General features: G+C 72.5%; 17 protein-coding genes. 14 read left to right on the top strand and 3 right to left on the bottom strand.

Going from position 1 to position 19,185, the window contains the following annotated elements; genetic code table 11:
- Positions 1–274 precede the first annotated feature (274 nt).
- Both CLV63_RS11220 and CLV63_RS11215 read right to left on the bottom strand, forming a co-directional pair.
- Positions 275–574: a WhiB family transcriptional regulator gene (locus tag CLV63_RS11220; protein WP_281260723.1), complete on the bottom strand. Its 300-nt coding sequence runs from the start codon at positions 572–574 to the stop codon at positions 275–277.
- A gap of 518 nt (positions 575–1,092) precedes the next feature.
- A complete protein-coding gene (locus tag CLV63_RS11215) occupies positions 1,093–1,743 on the bottom strand; it encodes an MBL fold metallo-hydrolase (protein WP_106582962.1) in 651 nt (216 codons plus the stop codon).
- Between the two features lie 237 nt (positions 1,744–1,980).
- On the opposite strand from CLV63_RS11215, the gene CLV63_RS11210 reads away from it, so the two are divergent.
- The 6 genes from CLV63_RS11210 (at position 1,981) to CLV63_RS11185 (ending at position 9,020) form a co-directional block, all read left to right on the top strand.
- The gene (locus CLV63_RS11210) at positions 1,981–2,388 is read left to right on the top strand and encodes a YccF domain-containing protein (RefSeq protein ID WP_106582888.1); all 408 of its coding nucleotides are present in this window, start codon (positions 1,981–1,983) and stop codon (positions 2,386–2,388) included.
- Positions 2,389–2,587: 199 nt separating this feature from the next.
- On the top strand, positions 2,588–3,877 hold the full coding sequence (locus CLV63_RS11205; protein ID WP_245928728.1) for an AI-2E family transporter: 1,290 nt from the start codon (positions 2,588–2,590) through the stop codon (positions 3,875–3,877).
- A 230-nt stretch (positions 3,878–4,107) separates the two neighbouring features.
- The gene (locus tag CLV63_RS11200) at positions 4,108–5,706 is read left to right on the top strand and encodes an ABC-F family ATP-binding cassette domain-containing protein (RefSeq protein ID WP_106582886.1); all 1,599 of its coding nucleotides are present in this window, start codon (positions 4,108–4,110) and stop codon (positions 5,704–5,706) included.
- Between the two features lie 230 nt (positions 5,707–5,936).
- Positions 5,937–6,146, top strand: a complete 210-nt coding sequence (locus CLV63_RS11195; RefSeq protein ID WP_106582885.1) for a helix-turn-helix domain-containing protein — start codon at positions 5,937–5,939, stop codon at positions 6,144–6,146.
- Between the two features lie 160 nt (positions 6,147–6,306).
- Positions 6,307–7,182, top strand: a complete 876-nt coding sequence (locus tag CLV63_RS11190) for an enoyl-CoA hydratase/isomerase family protein (protein WP_106582884.1) — start codon at positions 6,307–6,309, stop codon at positions 7,180–7,182.
- Between the two features lie 278 nt (positions 7,183–7,460).
- Positions 7,461–9,020 (top strand): DEAD/DEAH box helicase, encoded by a 1,560-nt coding sequence (locus CLV63_RS11185; protein ID WP_106582883.1) that lies wholly within the window; start codon positions 7,461–7,463, stop codon positions 9,018–9,020.
- Positions 9,021–9,150: 130 nt separating this feature from the next.
- Here CLV63_RS11185 and CLV63_RS34040 read toward each other — a convergent pair whose 3' ends face one another.
- Positions 9,151–9,501: a hypothetical protein gene (locus tag CLV63_RS34040; protein WP_211301259.1), complete on the bottom strand. Its 351-nt coding sequence runs from the start codon at positions 9,499–9,501 to the stop codon at positions 9,151–9,153.
- 208 nt (positions 9,502–9,709) lie between these two features.
- On the opposite strand from CLV63_RS34040, the gene CLV63_RS11175 reads away from it, so the two are divergent.
- From CLV63_RS11175 to CLV63_RS11140, 8 genes are all read left to right on the top strand, one after another.
- Positions 9,710–10,729: an NADP-dependent oxidoreductase gene (locus CLV63_RS11175; protein ID WP_106582882.1), complete on the top strand. Its 1,020-nt coding sequence runs from the start codon at positions 9,710–9,712 to the stop codon at positions 10,727–10,729.
- Positions 10,730–10,805: 76 nt separating this feature from the next.
- Positions 10,806–11,330 carry a GNAT family N-acetyltransferase gene (locus CLV63_RS11170; protein ID WP_106582881.1) on the top strand — a complete coding sequence of 175 codons (525 nt, stop codon included), beginning with the start codon at positions 10,806–10,808 and terminating at the stop codon, positions 11,328–11,330.
- 87 nt (positions 11,331–11,417) lie between these two features.
- Positions 11,418–12,524 carry a permease gene (locus CLV63_RS11165; protein ID WP_106582880.1) on the top strand — a complete coding sequence of 369 codons (1,107 nt, stop codon included), beginning with the start codon at positions 11,418–11,420 and terminating at the stop codon, positions 12,522–12,524.
- A complete protein-coding gene (locus CLV63_RS11160; protein WP_106582879.1) occupies positions 12,521–13,279 on the top strand; it encodes a TIGR03943 family putative permease subunit in 759 nt (252 codons plus the stop codon). The genes CLV63_RS11165 and CLV63_RS11160 overlap by 4 nt, the downstream gene beginning before the upstream one ends.
- A 171-nt stretch (positions 13,280–13,450) precedes the next feature.
- On the top strand, positions 13,451–14,752 hold the full coding sequence (locus tag CLV63_RS11155) for an AI-2E family transporter (RefSeq protein ID WP_394339757.1): 1,302 nt from the start codon (positions 13,451–13,453) through the stop codon (positions 14,750–14,752).
- Between the two features lie 696 nt (positions 14,753–15,448).
- Entirely contained in the window at positions 15,449–16,225 is a 777-nt protein-coding gene (locus CLV63_RS11150; RefSeq protein ID WP_245928727.1) for a 2,3-dihydro-2,3-dihydroxybenzoate dehydrogenase, read from the top strand.
- A gap of 80 nt (positions 16,226–16,305) precedes the next feature.
- A complete protein-coding gene (locus tag CLV63_RS11145; protein WP_211301258.1) occupies positions 16,306–17,481 on the top strand; it encodes an isochorismate synthase in 1,176 nt (391 codons plus the stop codon).
- A 38-nt stretch (positions 17,482–17,519) separates the two neighbouring features.
- Positions 17,520–19,154, top strand: coding sequence for a (2,3-dihydroxybenzoyl)adenylate synthase (locus tag CLV63_RS11140; RefSeq protein ID WP_106582960.1), 1,635 nt, complete (start codon positions 17,520–17,522; stop codon positions 19,152–19,154).
- Positions 19,155–19,185 lie beyond the last annotated feature (31 nt).

Genomic DNA, 19,185 nt, shown 5'->3' with positions numbered 1-19,185 from the left:
CCCAGGGGGTGTTTCCGGGAGTCGCGGTGGAGGGGCGCGCCGGTGTCTGGACTGAGGAGCGGGGTGCGACCGAGGTACGAGGGAGCGCCACGCGACGAGGGAAGACATCGGCCTAAAGCGCCCCGGAACCGCGACGACCCAACAAAACCGCGGCGCCCTCGGCCTGTCATAGGCCGGGGCGCCACGGTTGAGCGGGAGGGTTCCGCTGGGTGCTGCGGGGGCTGGTCGGGATTCGAGGAGTGCCGTGGTCGAGTGCCCGAACGCGCGGCCGGGTTCAGGCGGCGTTGGCGCGGCGCATGCGGCGCCGGCGCTCGGAGGCGCGCTCGTCTTCGTTCAGTCCGCCCCACGTCCCGTACTTCTCGGGGCGCGAAATGGCGTAGTCGAGACATTCCGTGCGCACAGGGCATGCTGTGCAGATCTCCTTGGCCTTGCGCTCGCGGATCTCCCGCTCGGGCTGGCGTTCGCCGTCCGGGCCGAAGAAGAGCACGAGGTCCTCGCCCCGGCACCCGGCGGCGTCCTGCCACCCCCAGCTCGGGCGGGGGCGCAGTGCGGCCTGCCGACGTACCTGAGACATGCTTGAACCACCTCTACTGAAATCGCTAGTAAGCTATTGGAAAGCAGGGTCACGCCAAAAGTCGTGGATCATGCGACACGAGGCACCCCGCACGACGCGAACGCCGTGCGACGGTTCGGTGTTCCTTGGTGTGGGCGAAGCCACAGCGGAGCCGCCGAATAAGGGCGGGTGCTCACGAGTCGGGCTGCGGGTGCGGTGACATGCTCCCTGCGAGCCGCTACGCAATCATGCCATCCCCACTCCCGATCGCGCACGGGGGTGGGAAAATTACTCGCTCAACCGTTATCGAAATCTGATTGAGCCCGGCCGAAGCCGGGAACTCTGTCGGATTTTTGTGCGGAATCGCAAGATCCGACGCATGTGCCGGATGTGGAACAGCGTATGTCGGTTTTGGGGCTGTGACTAGGGGTTCGTGCTGATGCACGGGTCACATCCCGGGGCCTGTGGGCGCCGTGGCGCGGGCCGTGCCTGCGAACCCCCAGTTCGCGGGTGCCGCGGCCGCGAAGGTTAAAGGAAGGTCAGAATTCCCGGCTCTGTCCGGGGTGCAGCCGCTCGTAGCCGGAGTCGGGCAGGAGAGCGTTGAGATTCCGCTGGTAGACCCCTGCCCCGAGCTCGCTGAGCAGTGCGTCGTGGATCGCGATCGTGCTGCGCGGCCGCACGGCGCGCGTGTAGTCGGCGACTTCCGCGATCTTCGACCACGGCGCCTGCACGGGCAGCAGCAGGGTGTCGACGGGGTCTTCCGGGACGGTCAGGGCGTCGCCCGGGTGGAACAGTGCGCCGTCGGTTCCGACGACCCGGAATCCCACGTTCGCTATGACCGGAATGTCGTCGTGGATGACGGCGTGCCGCGCCCCGTAGACGTGGACGTCGAAGCCTGCGATGCGCGGTGTGTCGCCGTGCGCGACGGTGACGATCCGGGCGCCGAGGTCGTCGGTCGCTGCGAGCCGGGCGGCGATGTCGGCGTTGGTGTAGACCGCCAGGTCCGGGTTTGCCCGCGCGGCCGCCCGCAACTGGTCGAGGTCGAGATGGTCGGCGTGCTCGTGGGTGACCGCGACGGCGTCGGCGCCTTCGGCCGCCCCGGGCTCGGTGAACCCGCCGGGGTCGATGACGAGGGTGGCGCCGTCCTGCTCAAGGCGCACGCAGGCGTGTCCGAGTTTGGTGATGCGCACGGGGCCGTCCTTGTCGGGCACGTCGGTGCCTGGTGTTCGCGTGGTCCGCCTCCGACCCTAACCCCGGCGGCGACCGCGGGCACGGATCCCTTAGGGGGCGGGTGGGGGACCGGTGCGGGTCGCGGAGCGGAACACGGGCCGGAAAAGACGCGTCGTAGAGAGGTGACAGGCCCTCGCCGGCCGCAGGAGCTGCGACGCTGGGCGGGCGAATCCGCCGACTGGTACGAAAGGCAATCCGTGGCTCTGCTGCGTTTCATCCTCAACATCATCTGGCTCGTCGTCGCCGGGTTCTGGCTGGCCGTCGGCTACGCCCTCGCGGGAATCATCTGCTGCGTGCTCATCGTGACCATCCCGTTCGGTGTCGCGTCGTTCCGGATGGCCAACTACGCGCTGTGGCCCTTCGGCAGGGACCTCGTGCGCAAGTCCGGCGCCGGCGGCGGCAGCACGGTCGGCAACGTCATCTGGATCATCGTCGCGGGGTGGTGGCTGACCCTCGGCCATATCGTCACCGCGGCGGGTCTCGCCATCACGATCGTCGGCATCCCGCTGGCGTGGGCGTCGCTGAAGATGATCCCGGTGGCGCTCGCGCCGTTCGGCAACGAGATCGTCCACACCGGCGGATACCGGAGTGCGTGGGCGATCTGAGCGGCGGCGGGCGGCGGCCCGGGGTAGGGGTGCCGCCTCCCCTGAATCCCGCCGCGCGATCGAGTATGAATGGGTGTCGATCCACCGGGCAGAACAGCGGTCTAGCGACGGCCCGGGAGATGTTTCGGCCCGCGATGAGAGGACCTGAGTGCGTGTAATGCGACCGAGTTCATGGTCGTTCCTGCGGAAGCGGCGACCGGTGCAGAAACCCGAGCCGGAACCGGTTGCGGCGGCGCCGCCCCCGGACGTCCCCGATGACGACATGCTGCGCAGGGTCAGCGACACCGCCTGGCGGGTGCTCGTCATCGGCGTGGTCGTCGTCCTGCTGCTGTGGGGCATCCTCTACATCCGCGTGGTCGCGCTGCCCGTCATCCTCGCGATCTTCCTCACGGCGCTGCTGCTGCCGTCGGCCTCGTGGCTGCGCGGCAAGGGGCTGAGCAGGGGGCTGGCCACCACCATCGTCATGGTCGGCGCGCTGGTGGTGTTCGGCGGGCTCATCACCATGATCGTGTCGCCCGCGGTGTCCGGGTTCAACGGGCTCGTCGAGAGCGTCACCGAGGCGATCGTGCTGTTGCAGGGCTACGCCACCTCCATCGGTCTCGACCAGGCGCTGGTCAACCAGTTCATCGAGCAGGCGCAGTCGGAGTTGCAGGCCGACAGCGGCAGGGTCGTCAGCGGCGCCTGGGCCGGTGCGGTCGCCGCGGGCGAGATCCTCGTCGGCCTGATCCTGGTGCTGGTCCTCACCGTCTACTTCGTGCACTCGGGCGACCGGCTCATGCAGTGGGTGCGCGAGCTGTTCCCGCAGCCCACCCGGTACGCGGTGAAGTTCGCGGGCGACGTCGCCTACGACGTCATGGGGCGCTACGTGCGCGGGATCGCCCTGGTCGGCCTGTTCGACGCGGTCTTCATCGGCCTGGTCCTGGTGTTCGTCCTCGATCCGGCGCTGGCGCTGCCCCTGATCCTGCTCACGTTCATCGGGGCGTTCCTCCCGGTCATCGGCGCCTTCCTGAGCGGTGTGCTGTCGGCGCTGGTCGCGTTCGTCGCCGAGGACTGGAAGGTGGCGCTCATCGTCATCGTGGCGACGATCGTCGTGCAGCAGCTGGAGAGCCACCTGTTCGCGCCGCGGGTCTACGGCAAGGCGCTGGACCTGCCTTCGGCGGTGGTCCTGCTGGCGATCGCGATCGGGTCGATCGTGGGCGGCATCGCGGGGGCGTTCCTCGCGACCCCCGTCGCCGCCGTGCTCGCCGCGCTGCTGCGGCAGCGGCCGTTCGCCGCCGCGGAGTCGGTGGTGTCCCAGGCGCCGCCGCCCGCGATCGCGCCGGATCCGGCGCCCGTGCCGGCGCGCGCCGGCGCCACACCGGGGGCCCCGCCGGCGGCGGTCGCCGCCGACACCGGCGCGCCGAAGGAGCGGCAGGACGACGCGGGGGCCGCCCGGCCGAAGGGCAACGGTGCCGCCAGGAGCGGGCCCGCGAAGAACGGCGACGAGTAGCGGGAACGGCGACGAGCAGCGCCGGTCGGCGCCGCCCCGGGGCGGCGCCGACCGCGGTGTGCGCGAAAACATGTTCTGCCGCGGGCCGGTCAGCGGATAGCCTTGGTGCCGTGCGTGTGATCTCGGATTGACCCCGACCATGCCCGCACGGCCCGCCGGAGTCTCCGCAGCCGGGCCGCGGGCCCTCCTCGCCGTCCTCGCACACGCACCTCGCCAGAAAGTCGTTCCTGATGCTCCTCGCCTCTGACATCGAACTCCGCGTCGGCCCGCGCCTGCTGCTGGAGCCGACCACCCTGCGGGTCGCCGCCGGCGACCGCATCGGGCTGGTCGGCCGCAACGGCGCGGGGAAGACCACGCTGACCAAGGTCCTGGCGGGCGAGGGGACCCCGTCGGCGGGCACCGTCACCACCAGCGGCACCATCGGCTACCTGCCGCAGGACCCCCGCACGGGCGATCTGGAGGTCATCGCCCGCGACCGGGTGCTGTCCGCGCGCGGCATCGACGACGTCCTGAACCGCATGCGCGCCGCCGAGCAGAAGATGGCGAGCGATCAGCCCAAGCTTCGCGACCAGGGGGTCCGCGCCTACGCGCGCGCCGAGGAGCGGCTGCACATCCTCGGCGGCTACGCCGCCGAGGCAGAGGCCGCCTCGATCGCCTCCAGCCTGGGCCTGCCCGACCGGGTCCTCGGGCAGCCGCTGAGCACGCTCTCCGGCGGCCAGCGGCGCCGGATCGAGCTGGCGCGGATCCTGTTCAGCGGGGCCGACACCATGCTGCTCGACGAACCCACCAACCACCTCGACGGCGACTCCATCATCTGGCTGCGCGACTTCCTCAAGTCGCACCAGGGCGGCCTCATCGTCATCAGCCACGACGCCGAACTGGTCGAGCACGTCGTCAACAAGGTCTGCTTCCTCGACGCCAACCGCTCCGTCATCGACATCTACAACATGGGCTGGCGGGCGTACCAGACCCAGCGCGAGGCCGACGAGCGGCGCCGCAAGCGCGAGCAGTCCAACGCCGAGAAGCAGGCCGGCGCGCTGCAAAAGCAGGCCGACCGGTTCCGCGCCAAGGCCACCAAGGCCAAGGCGGCCCAGCAGATGCTGAACCGCGCCGACCGCATCCTCAACTCGGTGCAGGGTGTCCGCGCCTCCGACCGGGTGGCCAAGCTGCGGTTCCCCGCCCCCGCTCCCAGCGGCAAGACCCCGCTCACCGCCGAGGGCCTGTCGAAGTCCTACGGCTCGTTGGAGATCTTCACGGGGGTCGACCTCGCCATCGACCGCGGCAGCAGGGTCGTCATCCTCGGCCTCAACGGTGCGGGCAAGACCACCCTGCTGCGCCTCCTCGGCGGCGTCGAGAAGCCCGACACCGGCAAGGTCGTCGAGGGGTACGGGCTGCGGCTGGGCTACTACGCCCAGGAGCACGAGACCCTCGACACCGACCGCACGGTGCTGGAGAACATGATGAGCGCGGCCCCCGACCTCCCCGAGGTCGAGGCGCGCCGCACCCTGGGGTCGTTCCTGTTCACCGGCGACGACGTCGAGAAGCCGGCGCGGGTCCTCTCGGGCGGCGAGAAGACCCGGCTCGCGCTCGCGGCCCTCGTGGTCTCCAGCGCGAACGTCCTGCTGCTCGACGAGCCCACGAACAACCTCGACCCCGCGAGCCGCGAGGAGATCCTCAGCGCGCTGCGCAACTACCAGGGCGCCATCGTGCTGGTGACCCACGACGAGGGGGCGGTCGACGCGCTCCAGCCCGAGCGTGTCATCCTGCTGCCCGACGGCGTCGAGGACATCTGGAACGAGGACTTCGCCGACCTCATCGCGCTGGCCTGATCCGGCCGCGACCGCCGCGGCGGCGCCCGCGTATTACCCCTGGCATGGCGCAGACGACCAGCCAGGGGCGGGTTTCGGCAGGTGGTTAAGTGATGTCCAAAACGCCTCCGCGTGCCCCGGCGGCGCCGCCCTGCGGCCTTTTCGCGTTCTCTCGGGTAGCCACTGTCGCCCCCATGGCTGATCATGGGCAGCAATGTCCTACCGGTCGCCGATAGCACAGGAGGTACCTCGTGGCCGAGACGCTGAGGAAGGGAACCCGGGTGACGGGATCCGACCGATCGGACCTTGCCACGGAGCTGAAGAGGCGCTACGAGAGCGGAGAGAGCATCCGATCGCTCGCAGCCAGTACCGGACGCTCCTACGGGTTCGTGCACCGGCTGCTCAGCGAGTCGGGGGTAAGCCTGCGCGGTCGCGGCGGCGCCACCCGCCGCTCTCGCTGATCAGCCCCACAGGTCAGCGCACGGCGGCGCCGGGGACCGCGTCCCCGCCCAGACGCGCCGCGCTCGGCGCCGCCGCACCGTCGCCCGGCACCGGTTACGGTGAACCGCACGACGATCGGCGGGCGCCCCGCCGAGCCGACCAGCGCCGAGGAGACCACCCGTGACGGACACCGCACCGGCCGCCGGCAGCCCCGGAGGCGCCCTCGCGGCGGCGGGCCTGCGCCTCCACATCGACGGCGCCGTTGCGACCATCACCCTCGCCCGCCCCGAGCGGCGCAACGCCATGACCGGCCGCACCTGGACCGAGCTGGCCCGCATCGGCCGCACCCTGCCCGACACCGTCCGGGTCGTGGTGGTCGCGGGCGACGGCCCCTCGTTCTCCGCGGGCATCGACCTCGCCATGTTCTCCCCCGCGGGGGTCGAGGGCGAGCGCTCCCTGCATTCCCTCGTCGGCGCCGGGCCCGAGCAGCGGGCCGCCTTCGACGCCGTCATCGCCGAGTTCCAGGCGGGGTTCACCTGGCTGCGGCGCCCCGACATCGTCAGCGTCGCCGCCGTGCGCGGGCACGCCATCGGGGCCGGGTTCCAGCTCGCGCTCGCCTGCGACCTCAGGGTCGTCGCCGAGGACGCCGCGTTCTGCATGAAGGAGGCCGCGTTCGGCCTGGTCCCCGACCTCACGGGTACCAAGCCGCTGGTCGACCTCGTCGGCCTGCCGCGCGCCCTCGAACTGTGCCTGACGGCGCGCACCGTGTCCGCGGCGGAGGCCCGCGAGTTGCGCCTCGCCGAGGTCGTGGTGCCGGGCGCCGAACTCGACGCCGCTGTGTCCGACCTCACCGCGGCCCTGCTCGCGGTGCCCGCCGACACCGCGTCCGCGGTGAAGGCGCTCCTCTCCCAGGCGCAGGGCAACACCCTGGAACAGCAGGCAGGAGCCGAGCGGGCGGCGCAGATCGACCGGTTCAACGCGCTCGCCGGTGCCGCGGTCGAGGGCGGCCCCGGCGAGCGCGGCGCGGCGTCGCAGGGGGTGCCGGGGCCGGAATAATCGGGGCCGCTTACCGGTTGTGCCAAAGGTTCCAGTACGCTGCCAAAGGCGGTCGATTCCTGCTGCGCGCATCCGGGCGCGCCGGGCCGCTTGGCGCCGAGGCCGTCTCCCGTGCCTCGTGTCGCGTTTTTCCGGCGCGTTTGTGTGATACTTCGCAGGCTGACCCATGCCGTCTCGAAGCCTTCCTCGAAACGCCGCCGATCGATGAGGAAGGTTTACGTCACTTGACGGACAATGCCGCCTGCCCGGCTTTCGGTGATCTTGGTCTCCCCGCGGAGATGCTCGACGCCCTCGCCGCGAACGGGCTCACCGAGCCCTTCCCGATTCAGGTCGCCGCCATTCCCGACGCCGTCGCGGGCCGCGACATCCTCGGATGCGGCCGCACCGGGTCGGGCAAGACCATCGCGTTCGGTCTTCCCCTGCTCATGCGCGCCAGTGAACGCCGCGCCGCGTCGCGCCGTCCGCGCGGCCTCGTGCTCGTGCCCACCCGCGAACTCGCCCACCAGGTCCGCGACGCACTGCGCCCCTACGCGAACGCCATCGGCGCCCGCGTCGGCGACGTCGTCGGCGGCAGCTCCTACACCCGCCAGATCAACGAGCTGCGCCGCGGTGTCGAGGTGCTGGTCGCAACCCCCGGCCGCCTCAGCGACCTGATCGAGCAGGGTGCCTGCGAGCTGGACGACGTCCAGATCTCGGTGCTCGACGAAGCCGACCAGATGTGCGACATGGGCTTCATGCCGCAGGTCAGCGAGCTGCTCGACCAGGTGAGCCTGGACGGCCAGACCATGCTGTTCTCCGCGACGCTCGACGGCGACGTCGACAAGCTGGTGCGGCGCTACCTGAACGAGCCGGTCACCCACTCGGTCGACCCGCCCGTCTCCCAGGTCGCCACCATGGAGCACCACCTGCTGAAGGTGCTGCCCCGCGACAAGAGCACCATCGTCACCCAGATCGCGGCGCGCGACGGCCGCACGCTGCTGTTCGTGCGCAGCAAGCACCGCGCCGACATGATCAGCGAGCAGCTCGCCGACGCCGGTGTCCCCTCCGCGTCGCTGCACGGCGGCAAGACGCAGAGCGTGCGCACGCGCACCCTGGCGAAGTTCAAGGAAGGCAAGATCCAGACCCTGGTCGCCACCGACGTCGCCGCCCGCGGCATCCACGTCGACGGTATCGACCTGGTCGTCAACGTCGACCTGCCCACCGGCCACAAGGACTACCTGCACCGCGGCGGGCGCACCGCGCGGGCGGGGGAGTCCGGCCGGGTCGTGTCCATTGTGGCGCCCAACCAGCGCCGCACCGCGCGCAAGCTGCTCATGGACGCCGGGGTCGACGCCAAGCAGCACCTGGTGAACCCGGGCGACGAGCTGCTGTCCCAGGTCACCGGGGCCAAGGAGCCGTCGTGGGAGCCGTGGATCGAGCCGCCGGAGCCTGAGCGCCGCGGCGGCCGCAACGGGCGCAACGGCCGTGGCGGCCCGAGCCGGGGCGGACCCCGCCAGGGCGGTTACGGCCGCCCGTCGGGCGACCGCCGCGAGGGCGGCGGCCGCCGGTTCGAGGGGGAGCGCCGCCCGTTCCGGGGCGACGACCGCCGCGACTCCGGTGGTGAGCGCCGGTTCGACGGCGACCGCCGTCCGTTCCGGAGCGATGACCGCCGCGACTCCGGCGACCGCCGCGAGGCCCCGCGCGGGGTGGGCGAGCGCCGCCCGTTCCGCGGTGGCGACGAGCGCCGGTTCGACGGGGAGCGCCGCCCCTACCGCGGTGGCGGCGACGACCGCCGCGGCTCCGGGCGCTCGTCCTTCCACCGTGCGGACCGCCGTCCCACCGACGCCCGCCGCGGCTAAGGCACCACGCGATTGACGAAGCGGCCCCCGACCGGAGTGATCCGGTCGGGGGCCGCTTCGCTGTGCACGGCGTCGGTGGGTTGCCGTCAGCGCCGCGCTCAGGGTGCCGCTGCGCGGCGGCGGCGCGGTGTCAGTGGCGTCCCGCGGCCGTGGCGCCGTGCGCGCGGCCGTCGTCGGCCGGCGGCGCCGCCGGGTCGCGGTTCGCGTGCACGGTGCGGATGTGGGCGTCGTCGATCACGTTGTCCCGGTTGACGCGCAGCACCACCGCCGCGACACCGCCGAGGACGAACACGGCCGCGCCGATCGCCACCCACGTCCAGGCGGGCCCCAGCGTGAGGGCCACCCCGGCGCCGGTGAAGCCCGCGATCATGGTGCTGATGCACAGCCACGACCTCGGGCTGCCCCAGTGGTCGGGCTTCTCCGCCATGGCGGTGGAGTCGGGTGCGTCGCCGGAAACGGCCGGTCTGCTCGTGTTGGTCACGCCGTCACCTCCTTTCCCCGCGACTTCCCGGCCCGGAACGGGTGAAACGTTGCCGCGGCCGCAGCATGTCCTCCGGTGTCAACGCCCTGTGAGCGGGCAGCCTGGTGCGGTACCCCCGGTTCGCCGTGCACCGCCGGACCGGACAGTGCCGGAGCCGGGCCGCGCAGCGGCGGACCACCGGCCGGCCACCGTCAGAAAAGAGGACTCCATGCCCGTGACCACCCGCGAAGTGCACCTGGTCGCCTGGCCGAAGGGCGAGCCGCGGCTCGACGACTTCACGATCGCCGAGCGCGACCTGCCCGACCCGGGACACGGGGAGCTGCTGGTCCGCAACATCGCTCTGTCGGTCGACCCCTACATGCGCGGCAAGATGACGGGCGTGCGCACCTACACCGACCCCTACGAGCTGAACGCCCCCATGGTGGGCGCGGCGGTCGGCGTGGTGCACGCCTCGGGCGACGAGGACTTCCCCAAGGGCACCGTCGTCCTGCACCAGGAGGGCTGGCGGGAGCACGCGCTGCTGACCACGGCGGAGGTGCGCCCGGTCAACGTCACGGACTCCGTCCCCGCCTCGGCCTACCTCGGTGTGCTGGGGATGCCCGGCATCACCGCCTACGTGGGGCTGGTGCACAAGGCGCGGATGGTCCAGGGCGACACCGTGTTCGTGTCCGGCGCGGCCGGGGCGGTCGGCGGCATCGTCGGCCAGCTCGCCCGGCTGCGCGGCGCGGAGCGCGTCATCGGCAGCGCGGGCTCGGCGGAGAAGGTCGCCTACGTCACCGGCGAACTCGGCTTCGACGCGGCCTTCAACTACAAGGACGGCCCGGTCGCCGAGCAGCTGGCTGCGGCGGCGCCCAACGGCATCGACGTCTACTTCGACAACGTGGGCGGCGAGCACCTGGAGGCCGCGATCGGGGTCGCCAACGACTTCGCGCGGTTCGCGATCTGCGGTGCGATCTCCGGCTACAACGCCACCGAGGCACCATCGGGCCCGCGCAACATGGGCTACCTGGTCACCAAGCGGCTGGGCCTCCAGGGGTTCATCGTCAGCGACGAGATGCACCTCGCCGGGGAGTTCTACCGCGACGTCGCGCCGCTGGTCGCGGCGGGCAAGGTGGAGTTCCGCGAAACCGTCGTCGACGGGTTGGACAACGCCCCGGAGGCGTTCATCTCGATGCTGCGCGGTGGCAACACGGGCAAGATGGTGGTGCGGCTCGACGGCGGCGAGTAGCGCGCGCCGGTGCCGCGGCGCGCCGCGGCACCGCTGCCGCGCCGCCGCGGCGGCCCCGCGCCGTAGGCTGGCGCGCATGGCCAATTCCGATTCCGATCCCGGTGGCAGCGCGCCCGTCGCGGCGCTGACCGGCGCGGACTTCACGCTGCGGCGGTGGACACCCGACGACGCCGCGGCGCTCGACCGGATCGTGCGGCTGCCCGACGTCGCCATGTGGTGGGGCACCGAGGACTTCACGGCGGCGTCCACCGACTCCTGGCGCTATGTCCTGCTCGCCGCCGGCGAGGTGCGCGGGATGGTGCAGTTCTACGAGGAGGACGACCCGGACTACCGGCACGCCGGTATCGACGTGTTCCTCGACCCGGCACTGCGGGGCCGCGGGATGGGGGTCGCGGCGTTGCGGCTGCTGGTCGACTGGCTGGTCACCGAGCGGGGCCACCACCGGATCGTCATCGACCCGGCGCTCGACAACACGGCCGCCGTCCGCGCCTATGAGAAGGTCGGGTTCCGGCGGGTCGGCGTGCTGCGGCGGTACTGGCGCGACCCGCAGGGCCGGTGGCGCGACGGACTGCTGATGGACTTGCTCGCCGACGACCTGTGAGGTGCCGCCGGTCCGGGGCCCGCGGCGCGGCCCCGGACCGGCGGGGCCGTGGCGCGAATTCGGCGTTGATAACCGTTGTCGGTTACTATGGCGCGACCTTCCGAACATCCCCTGCACCAGAGGACACCCGTGCCTGAGAGGTCAGCGGAACCCGTACCCGCATCGCTGGGCGACTCCCTGGCCGACGGGTTCGACGGCCGCGACGAATCCCTGCCGCCCGCCGACTGGGGCCGTCCGTCCGGCCCGCGGCGCACGGCGACCGTGTGGCTGTTCGCCGTGTTCATCGTGCTGCTCGGTGTCGGCGAGGCGTGGCTGTCCGACCGCCTCACCAACGAGGCGTTCCTGGCCTGGGCGACCATCTTCACGGCCATCAGCCTCCAGGCGATGCCGTTCCTGGTGTTCGGCGTCGCGCTGTCGGCGGCGCTGACCGCGTTCGTCCCGGCCTCGTTCTGGCAGCGGGTGATCCCGAAGAACGCCGCTGCGGCCGTCCCCGTCGCCGGCGCCGCCGGCGCCGTCCTGCCCGGTTGCGAGTGCGCGTCGGTGCCGGTCGCCAACGGGCTGATCCGGCGCGGGGTCGCGCCGGCAGCCGCGCTGACCTTCCTGCTCTCCGCCCCGGCGATCAACCCCATCGTGCTGGTCGCCACGGCCGTGGCGTTTCCCGGCCAGCCCGAGATGGTGGCGGCCCGGTTCGTCGCGTCGCTGGGCGCGGCGGTGGTGGTGGGCTGGCTCTGGGCGCGCTTCGGCCGTACCGACTGGATGCGCCCGCAGCGGGTGCACCACGACCCCGGCGCCACGAAGTGGCAGGTGTTCGCCGACTCCATGCGGCACGACCTCATGCACGCCGGAGGGTTCCTGGTCGTCGGCGGGCTGGCGGCGGCGACCCTCAACGTCATCGTGCCGCGCGACTGGGTCATCGCGGTGGCCGACATGCCCGTCGTCTCCGTCCTGGTGCTCGCCCTGCTGGCGATCCTGCTGTCGATCTGCTCCGAGGCCGACGCGTTCGTCGCGGCCAGCCTCAGCGAGTTCTCCAACACGGCGAAACTCGCGTTCCTGGTGGTGGGGCCCATGGTCGACCTGAAGCTCATCGCGTTGCAGGCCGGGACGTTCGGCTGGACGTTCGTGCGCCGCTTCGTGCCGCTGGTCCTCATCGCCACCCTGGTCTTCAGCTTCGCCATCGGAGGGCTGCTGCTGTGAACCGCATCGCGCAGGGACTCGTGCTCGTCCTGCTGGGCGCCGCGTCGCTGAGCGCGACACTGGCGACCGACCTGTACCTGAACTACGTGCAGGAGGTGTTCCGCCCGTTCCTGATCGGCGCGGGCGTGGTGCTGGTCGTGCTCGGCGTCGTGTCGATCGCCGCCGATGTCCGCGTGGCGTCGCAGGGAGGCGACGCACCGGAGGACCACGCCTACGACGACTACGCCCACGCCGGGCACGGCCACGATCACGGCCGCGGACCCGGTGTCGCCTGGCTGCTGCTGCTCCCCGTCGTCGCCGTGTTCGTCATCGCCCCGCCCCCGCTGGGCGCGTACTCGGCGAGCAACGGGGCCGCCGCCGAGGCGCCCAAGGAGGCCGAGGAGGGCGGGTTCGCCGACCTCGGCACCAACGGCGACGGCCCCCGCACGATGGAGTTGCAGGAGTTCGTCATGCGGGCCTGGACCGACCAGGATCGCGCCCTGTCGGGGCGCGAGGTCGAACTCACCGGGTTCGTGGTGCCGCACCCCGACGGCAAGGGCTGGTACCTGGCGCGCTTGCAGATGGCGTGCTGCGCCGCTGACGCGATCGTCAACCGGGTCCTCATCACCGGTGAGAAGGAGCCGGCGAAGGACACCTGGTGGACGGTGCGCGGCACCTGGCAGGAGCCGAAGGGCGAACTCCAGGACGTGCGCGATCACCGGTTCACGGTGACGGAGATGAAGGACGTCGAGAACCCGCCCGACCCCTACGAGTGATCGGCGGGCGCGGTCGGCGCCGCTGTCGCGCGGGACACCCCGGGGACGCCCCGGGGTCCTCCCGATGGCAGGGACCGGCCGCGGATCGCGGCGCAATGGCAGTGCCCCGGGCCGCCCCGTCCGCTAGGTTGTGCCCTGGCGATCCGATCGTTCGGGGTGGGGAGCGGCGCGGTGGCAGACGACGACGCACGTGGCGACGGCGGCGGGGCTGCGCCCCAGGAACCCCCGGAATCTCAGCAGCCCCCAGAGCCTCAGGAGCACCCGGCGCCGGACGACCCGGAACACCCGGCGTCCCCGGAATCCGGCGGCGGCACCGGCGCGACGGCGGCCGAGGGCGACGCCGCGCAACCGGGGGAGGGCGCCGCGTCCCCTGGCCCCGGGGTCGCCGAGAGCACGCCCGACTCCGTGATGCTCGCGGCGCGCAGGCACGTCGGCGAGCCGCGCGGCGAGCTGGCCCGGCTGAACTTCTTCAAGATCGGGTTCACCGGCGCGCTCGGCGTGCTGGTCGCCTGGCTGCTGGTCGACGCGCTGGTCGGGGCGGCGTCGATCCTCATCTACATCCTGGTCGCGCTGTTCCTCGCGGTGGGGCTGAACCCCACGATCGTGTCGCTGAACCGCTGGATTCCGCGCTGGGCCGCCATCCTGATCGTCTGCTTCGCCCTGGTCGCGTTCGTCGCGGCGTTCGTGTGGACACTGGTGCCGCCGCTGACCGAGCAGATCAGCGAGTTCGTCGCCGACGTGCCGTACTACATCAACGAGCTGCGCACGAACCCGTTCCTCGCCGATCTCGACCGCCGGTTCAAGGTGCTGGAGAAGTTCCAGGACCTGGTGCTCAACGCCAAGTTCGGCGAGCAGGTGTTCGGCGGGATCATCGGCGTCGGCGCCGTGGTCGTCAACTCGCTGTTCGCCACGTTCACGGTGCTGATCCTGACCCTGTTCTTCCTGTCGTCGCTGCCGGCGATCACCGAGATGTCCTACCGGCTGGTCCCGCGCTCGCGCCGCGCGGGGGTCCGCGAACTGGGCGACGAGATCCTCCAGCGCATCGGCTCCTACATCGGCGGCCAGCTCGTCATCGCCCTCGTCGGCGGCGTCGTCGCCTACGTCTTCCTGCTCATCATCGGATCGCAATACGCCCTGACCCTCGGCCTCATCGTCGCGGTGACCGCGCTGATCCCGCTGGTCGGCACGACCATCGGCGCACTCGTCGCGTCGCTGGTGGTGGGGGTCGGCGACTGGTGGCTCGGCCTGATCTCGCTGGCGTTCTTCCTCGTGTACCAGCAGATCGAGAGCTACGTCATCTCGCCGCGCATCATGCAGCGCTCGGTCGACGTCGCCCCCACGGCCACCATCACGGCGGCGCTGCTCGGCGGGGCGCTGCTCGGGCTGGTCGGGGCCCTGATCGCCATCCCCACGGCCGCCGCCATCACGCTGATCCTCAAACGGGTCGTGTTCCCCCGCCTGGAAGAGGGCTGACCCCGACGCGGTGATCCTGACCCCGCTGGCCACAACCCCGCTGATCCTGACGAAGCGGTTCTCTCAACCGCGGGTGGACTTCCGGCCTTCGTTGGGCCGGAGGTCTGCTGGGCGGCCTTGTGGCCGGGCGGTGTGCGGGTGGTCTGCGGTCAGAAGCAGCACCAACGGCGGCGGGGGGCTGTCCCTCGCGCCTTTGGTGCTGCTGTTTCCCACGGCGCACCCGGTTCGATGCCGCTGGGCCCGGCCGTCCGCCCGCTGTCGTTGCTGCTTGTTGCCACAGGTCACCCGCGCGCGGCGCGGCGGCCCGGCCGCCCTGCGGACGGTCCGACCCCACGAAGGCCGAAGCTTCACCCGCGGTTGAGGGGACGCGGTCCGCAAGATCGGCGAGGATGCCGGACGCCCGCTGTCCTCGGTGCGGTTTTTCACACGGCCGTGGTCCGGCCGCCCTCGGCCTTGGCCCGACCGCCTCCGGCCAGGGAGAAATTAGGTTAGGCAAGCCTATGCTTGTTTGGGCAGGTCGGGACGTGTGTCGGCCCTGATCGGCCGGGGGTTTCGTCCTGCAAAGGGGGTATTCGCGGGTTGACACAGCACGCGGCGTCGTTCCAGACTGACGGACAGTTTGTTAGGCAAGCATTGCCTTAGTAAGGCGTGCTTGCCCTTATTCATGTCTTGCCCTTATCCATGTCAGGGGGAGCGGTGTCCCAGAACGGGATCGGACGCGCGGTGGCGCTGGTCACCGGCGCCGGGCAGGGGATCGGCCGGGCCGTCGCACTGGCCCTCGCCGCCGAGGGCGCCGAGATCGCCTGCGCCGACCGCGTTCCCGACCGGGCGGCGGCAGCGGCCGAGGCCGTGCACCGCCAGGGCGGCGCCGCCACCGCCTACGTCTGCGACGTGCGCGACCCCGACGCCGTCGAGGACCTCTTCGACCAGGTCGAACGCGACATCGGCCCCGTCGGCACGGCGGTCAGCGTCGCCGGCGTGCTGCGCACCGGCCCCGTTGCCGACTGCACGGACGCGGACTGGGCCGAGGTGTTCGCGGTGAACGCCAACGGCGTGTTCCACGTCGGCCGGGCCGCCGCCCGCCGCATGCGGGAGCGCGGAGCCGGGACCATCATCACCGTCGCCTCCAACGCCGCGGGCATCCCCCGCTCCGGTATGGCGGCCTACGGCGCGTCCAAGGCCGCCGCCGCCCTGTTCACCAAGTCCCTCGGCCTGGAGCTCGCCCCCCACGGGATCCGCTGCAATGTGGTCTCGCCCGGCTCCACCGACACACCGATGCAGCGGGGCATGGGCTCCGCTGCGGCCCGCGCTGTCGCGGGGACCCCCGAGGAGTACCGCACCGGCATCCCCCTCGGCCGCATCGCCGACCCCGAGGACGTCGCCGCCGCCGTGCGGTTCCTGGCCTCGCCCGAGGCCCGGCACATCACGATGCACGACCTCTACGTCGACGGCGGCGCGACCCTGCGGGCCTGACCCCCGGAGCCGCAGTGGCCCGGCGGCGCCGAAACCCCACCGATCCGACCAGACCAGTGCACTCCACGGAAGGACCACCGTTGCAGACCCAGCGTGCGGTGCGGACCGCCACAGCGGCGGAACTCCTCGACGCCTACCGCCCCGGCGGCGCCTTCCTCGCCACCGGCGCGGAGACGCTCCTCGGCGAGGGGGTCATCGCCCGCGCCGACAAGGCCGAGGACATCGACACCGTCCTCGCCGCGACCGGTGGCACCAACCCGGTCCTGCTCGGCGCCCTGCCGTTCGACACGTCGGCACCACCCCACCTGGTGGTCCCCGAGACGGTGCGCAGCGCCCCCGCCCTCGCCGGTGCGCCACCGCCGCCGCTGCGCTCCCTCCCGGGGCCCTGGCGGATCGACCCGGTCCCCGAACCGGCCGAGCACGTGCGCGCGGTGCGGCGCGCGCTGGACCTCCTCGCAGCCGACGCGGCCCCCGCCGATGCGGCGGCGCTGCGCAAGGTCGTGCTGGCCCGCATGGTCCGGCTCAGCGGCGAGCGCCCCGTCGACGTCGCGCAGATCCTGCGCAACCTGGCCCGGCGCGACCCCTCCGGGCACACCTTCGCGCTCGACCTCCCTTCGCGCGGGACGGCGCCGCGCACCCTCATCGGCGCCAGCCCCGAACTGCTCGTCGCCAAGCAGGGCGGCTCCGTGCGCGCCAACCCGCTGGCCGGGTCCGCCCGGCGCAGCGCCGACCCCACCACGGACCAGCGGCGCGCCGTCGAACTGCTCCGCTCCGAGAAGGACCGCCGCGAGCACGCCGTGGTCGTCGAGGCGGTCGCCGAGTCGCTGCGCCCCTACTGCGCCCGGCTGGACGTCCCCGCCGAACCGGAGCTGCACCGCACCGCCGCCATGTGGCACCTGTCGACCGTGGTGACCGGCGAGCTGGCCGACCCGGGGACGCCCTCGCACCTGCTGGCCCGCGCGCTGCACCCCACACCGGCGGTCTGCGGGACCCCCACGGACGGCGCGAGGGCCGCCATCGACGCCATCGAACCCTTCGACCGCGGCTTCTACACCGGCGCGGTCGGCTACACACGGGCCGACGGCGACGGCGCGTGGGTGATCGCGATTCGCTGCGCCGACGTCGAGGGCGACGCGCTGGACGTGTTCGCGGGCGGCGGCATCGTCGCCGGGTCCGATCCCGACGCCGAACTCGCCGAGACCTCGGCGAAGCTGCGCACCCTGCTCATGGCCGTCGGCGTCGACCAGACCGCGTGAACGGTCCGGCGGAACCAGTGAAGAAAGGCACCCTCCCGATGCATTCCGGACTCACCCCCTGGCCGGAGAATGACGCGGCGCGGTACCGCGCCGCCGGGTACTGGAACGGGGAGGTCTTCAGCGGGTTCCTCGCCGAGCGGGCCCGCCGGTTCGGCCCGCGCACCGCCGTCATCGGAGGTGGGCAGCGCTGGACCTACACGGAACTGCACCGGCGCGCCGAACGGCTCGCCGCCGGGTTCGCGGGCCTCGGGATCGCCGCGGGAGACCGCGTGGTCGTGCAACTGCCCAACACCGCCGAGGTCTTCGAGGTGGTGTTCGCCCTGTTCCGGCTGGGCGCCCTGCCGGTGTACGCGCTGCCGGCGCACCGCGCCGCGGAGATCGGGCACCTGTGCGCGGCCAGCGGGGCGGTGGCGCTGGTGGTCCCCGGTGCGCCCGCCGAATCGGACCGGCGGTCCTTCGACTACCCCGCCATGGCGGTGCGGGTGCGCGAGGAGACACCCGGACTGGCACACGTCCTGGTCGGGGGGCCGACTGGTGCGGCGCCCGGCGCCACCGGGCTCGACGCGGTGCGCGCCGCGGCGCCCGGCATCGCGCCGCCCGGAATCGCCCCCGACCCGGGCGGCACCGCGTTCCTCCAGCTCTCCGGCGGCACCACCGGCCTGCCCAAGCTCATCCCGCGCACCCATGACGACTACCTGTACTCGGTGCGCGCCAGCGCGGAGATCTGCGAGCTGACACCGGACGACGTGTACCTCGGCGCGCTCCCGGTGCTGCACAACTTCCCGATGAGCTCACCGGGGTTCCTCGGCGTGCTGCACACCGGCGGCGCCGTCGTCCTCGCCCCCGATCCGTCCCCCGCCACCTGCCTGGGCCTCGTGGAGGCCGAGCGGGTCACCGTCACGGCGGCCGTGCCGCCGGTGGCGCTGCTGTGGCTGGACGCGGTCGAGTCCGGCGCCCAGGCGCACCGTGACCTCTCCTCGCTGCGGCTGCTCCAGGTGGGCGGCGCGAAGTTCGCCGCGGAGGCGGCGCGGCGGGTCGGCCCCGTGCTGGGCTGCCGCCTCCAGCAGGTCTTCGGGATGGCCGAGGGGCTGGTCAACTACACCCGCCCCGAGGACGACGACGAGACGGTCGCGACGACCCAGGGCCGCCCCATCTCGCCCGACGACGAGGTGCGGGTGGTCGACTCCGCCGACCGCGACGTGCCGCCGGGCGCGGTCGGCCACCTGCTGACGCGCGGGCCCTACACGATCCGCGGCTACTACAACGCCCCGGAGCACAACGCGGCGGTGTTCACCGCCGACGGCTTCTACCGCACCGGCGACCTGGTGCGCCGCACCCCCACCGGGCACCTGGTCGTGGAGGGGCGCGCCAAGGACCAGATCAACCGGGGCGGCGAGAAGATCGCCGCCGAGGAGGTCGAGAACCACCTCCTCGCCCACCCGGCCGTGCACGACGCCGCCGTGGTCGCCGAGCCGGACCCCTACCTGGGGGAGCGGTCGCGCGCCTACGTGATCGTCCGCGGGCCGGCGCCCGCTGCCGGCGAACTGCGGCGGTACCTGCGGGACCGGGGCCTGGCCGACTACAAGATCCCCGACCGGGTGGAGTTCACCGACGCGTTCCCCGCGACCGCCGTAGGCAAGACCAGCAGGCGCGGCCTGCGCGACACACCGTGACGAGCACCCCACGAACCCCGGAACGGACCCC

Source organism: Murinocardiopsis flavida (genome assembly GCF_003014485.1).
Taxonomy (GTDB): domain Bacteria; phylum Actinomycetota; class Actinomycetes; order Streptosporangiales; family Streptosporangiaceae; genus Murinocardiopsis; species Murinocardiopsis flavida.
The sequence above is the reverse complement of the archived record's forward strand: the minus strand, read 5'-3'. Positions and strand labels throughout refer to the sequence as shown.

Bases quoted from the DNA above. Each gene is read 5' to 3' on its own strand.
- CLV63_RS11170 (WP_106582881.1), top strand. From the start codon at position 10,806: ATGGCCAATTCCGATTCCGATCCCGGTGGCAGCGCGCCCGTCGCGGCG.
- CLV63_RS11165 (WP_106582880.1), top strand. From the start codon at position 11,418: ATGGCGCGACCTTCCGAACATCCCCTGCACCAGAGGACACCCGTGCCT.
- CLV63_RS11185 (WP_106582883.1), top strand. From the start codon at position 7,461: ATGCTCGACGCCCTCGCCGCGAACGGGCTCACCGAGCCCTTCCCGATT.
- CLV63_RS11220 (WP_281260723.1), bottom strand. From the start codon at position 574: ATGTCTCAGGTACGTCGGCAGGCCGCACTGCGCCCCCGCCCGAGCTGG.
- CLV63_RS11140 (WP_106582960.1), top strand. From the start codon at position 17,520: ATGCATTCCGGACTCACCCCCTGGCCGGAGAATGACGCGGCGCGGTAC.
- CLV63_RS11200 (WP_106582886.1), top strand. From the start codon at position 4,108: ATGCTCCTCGCCTCTGACATCGAACTCCGCGTCGGCCCGCGCCTGCTG.
- CLV63_RS11175 (WP_106582882.1), top strand. From the start codon at position 9,710: ATGCCCGTGACCACCCGCGAAGTGCACCTGGTCGCCTGGCCGAAGGGC.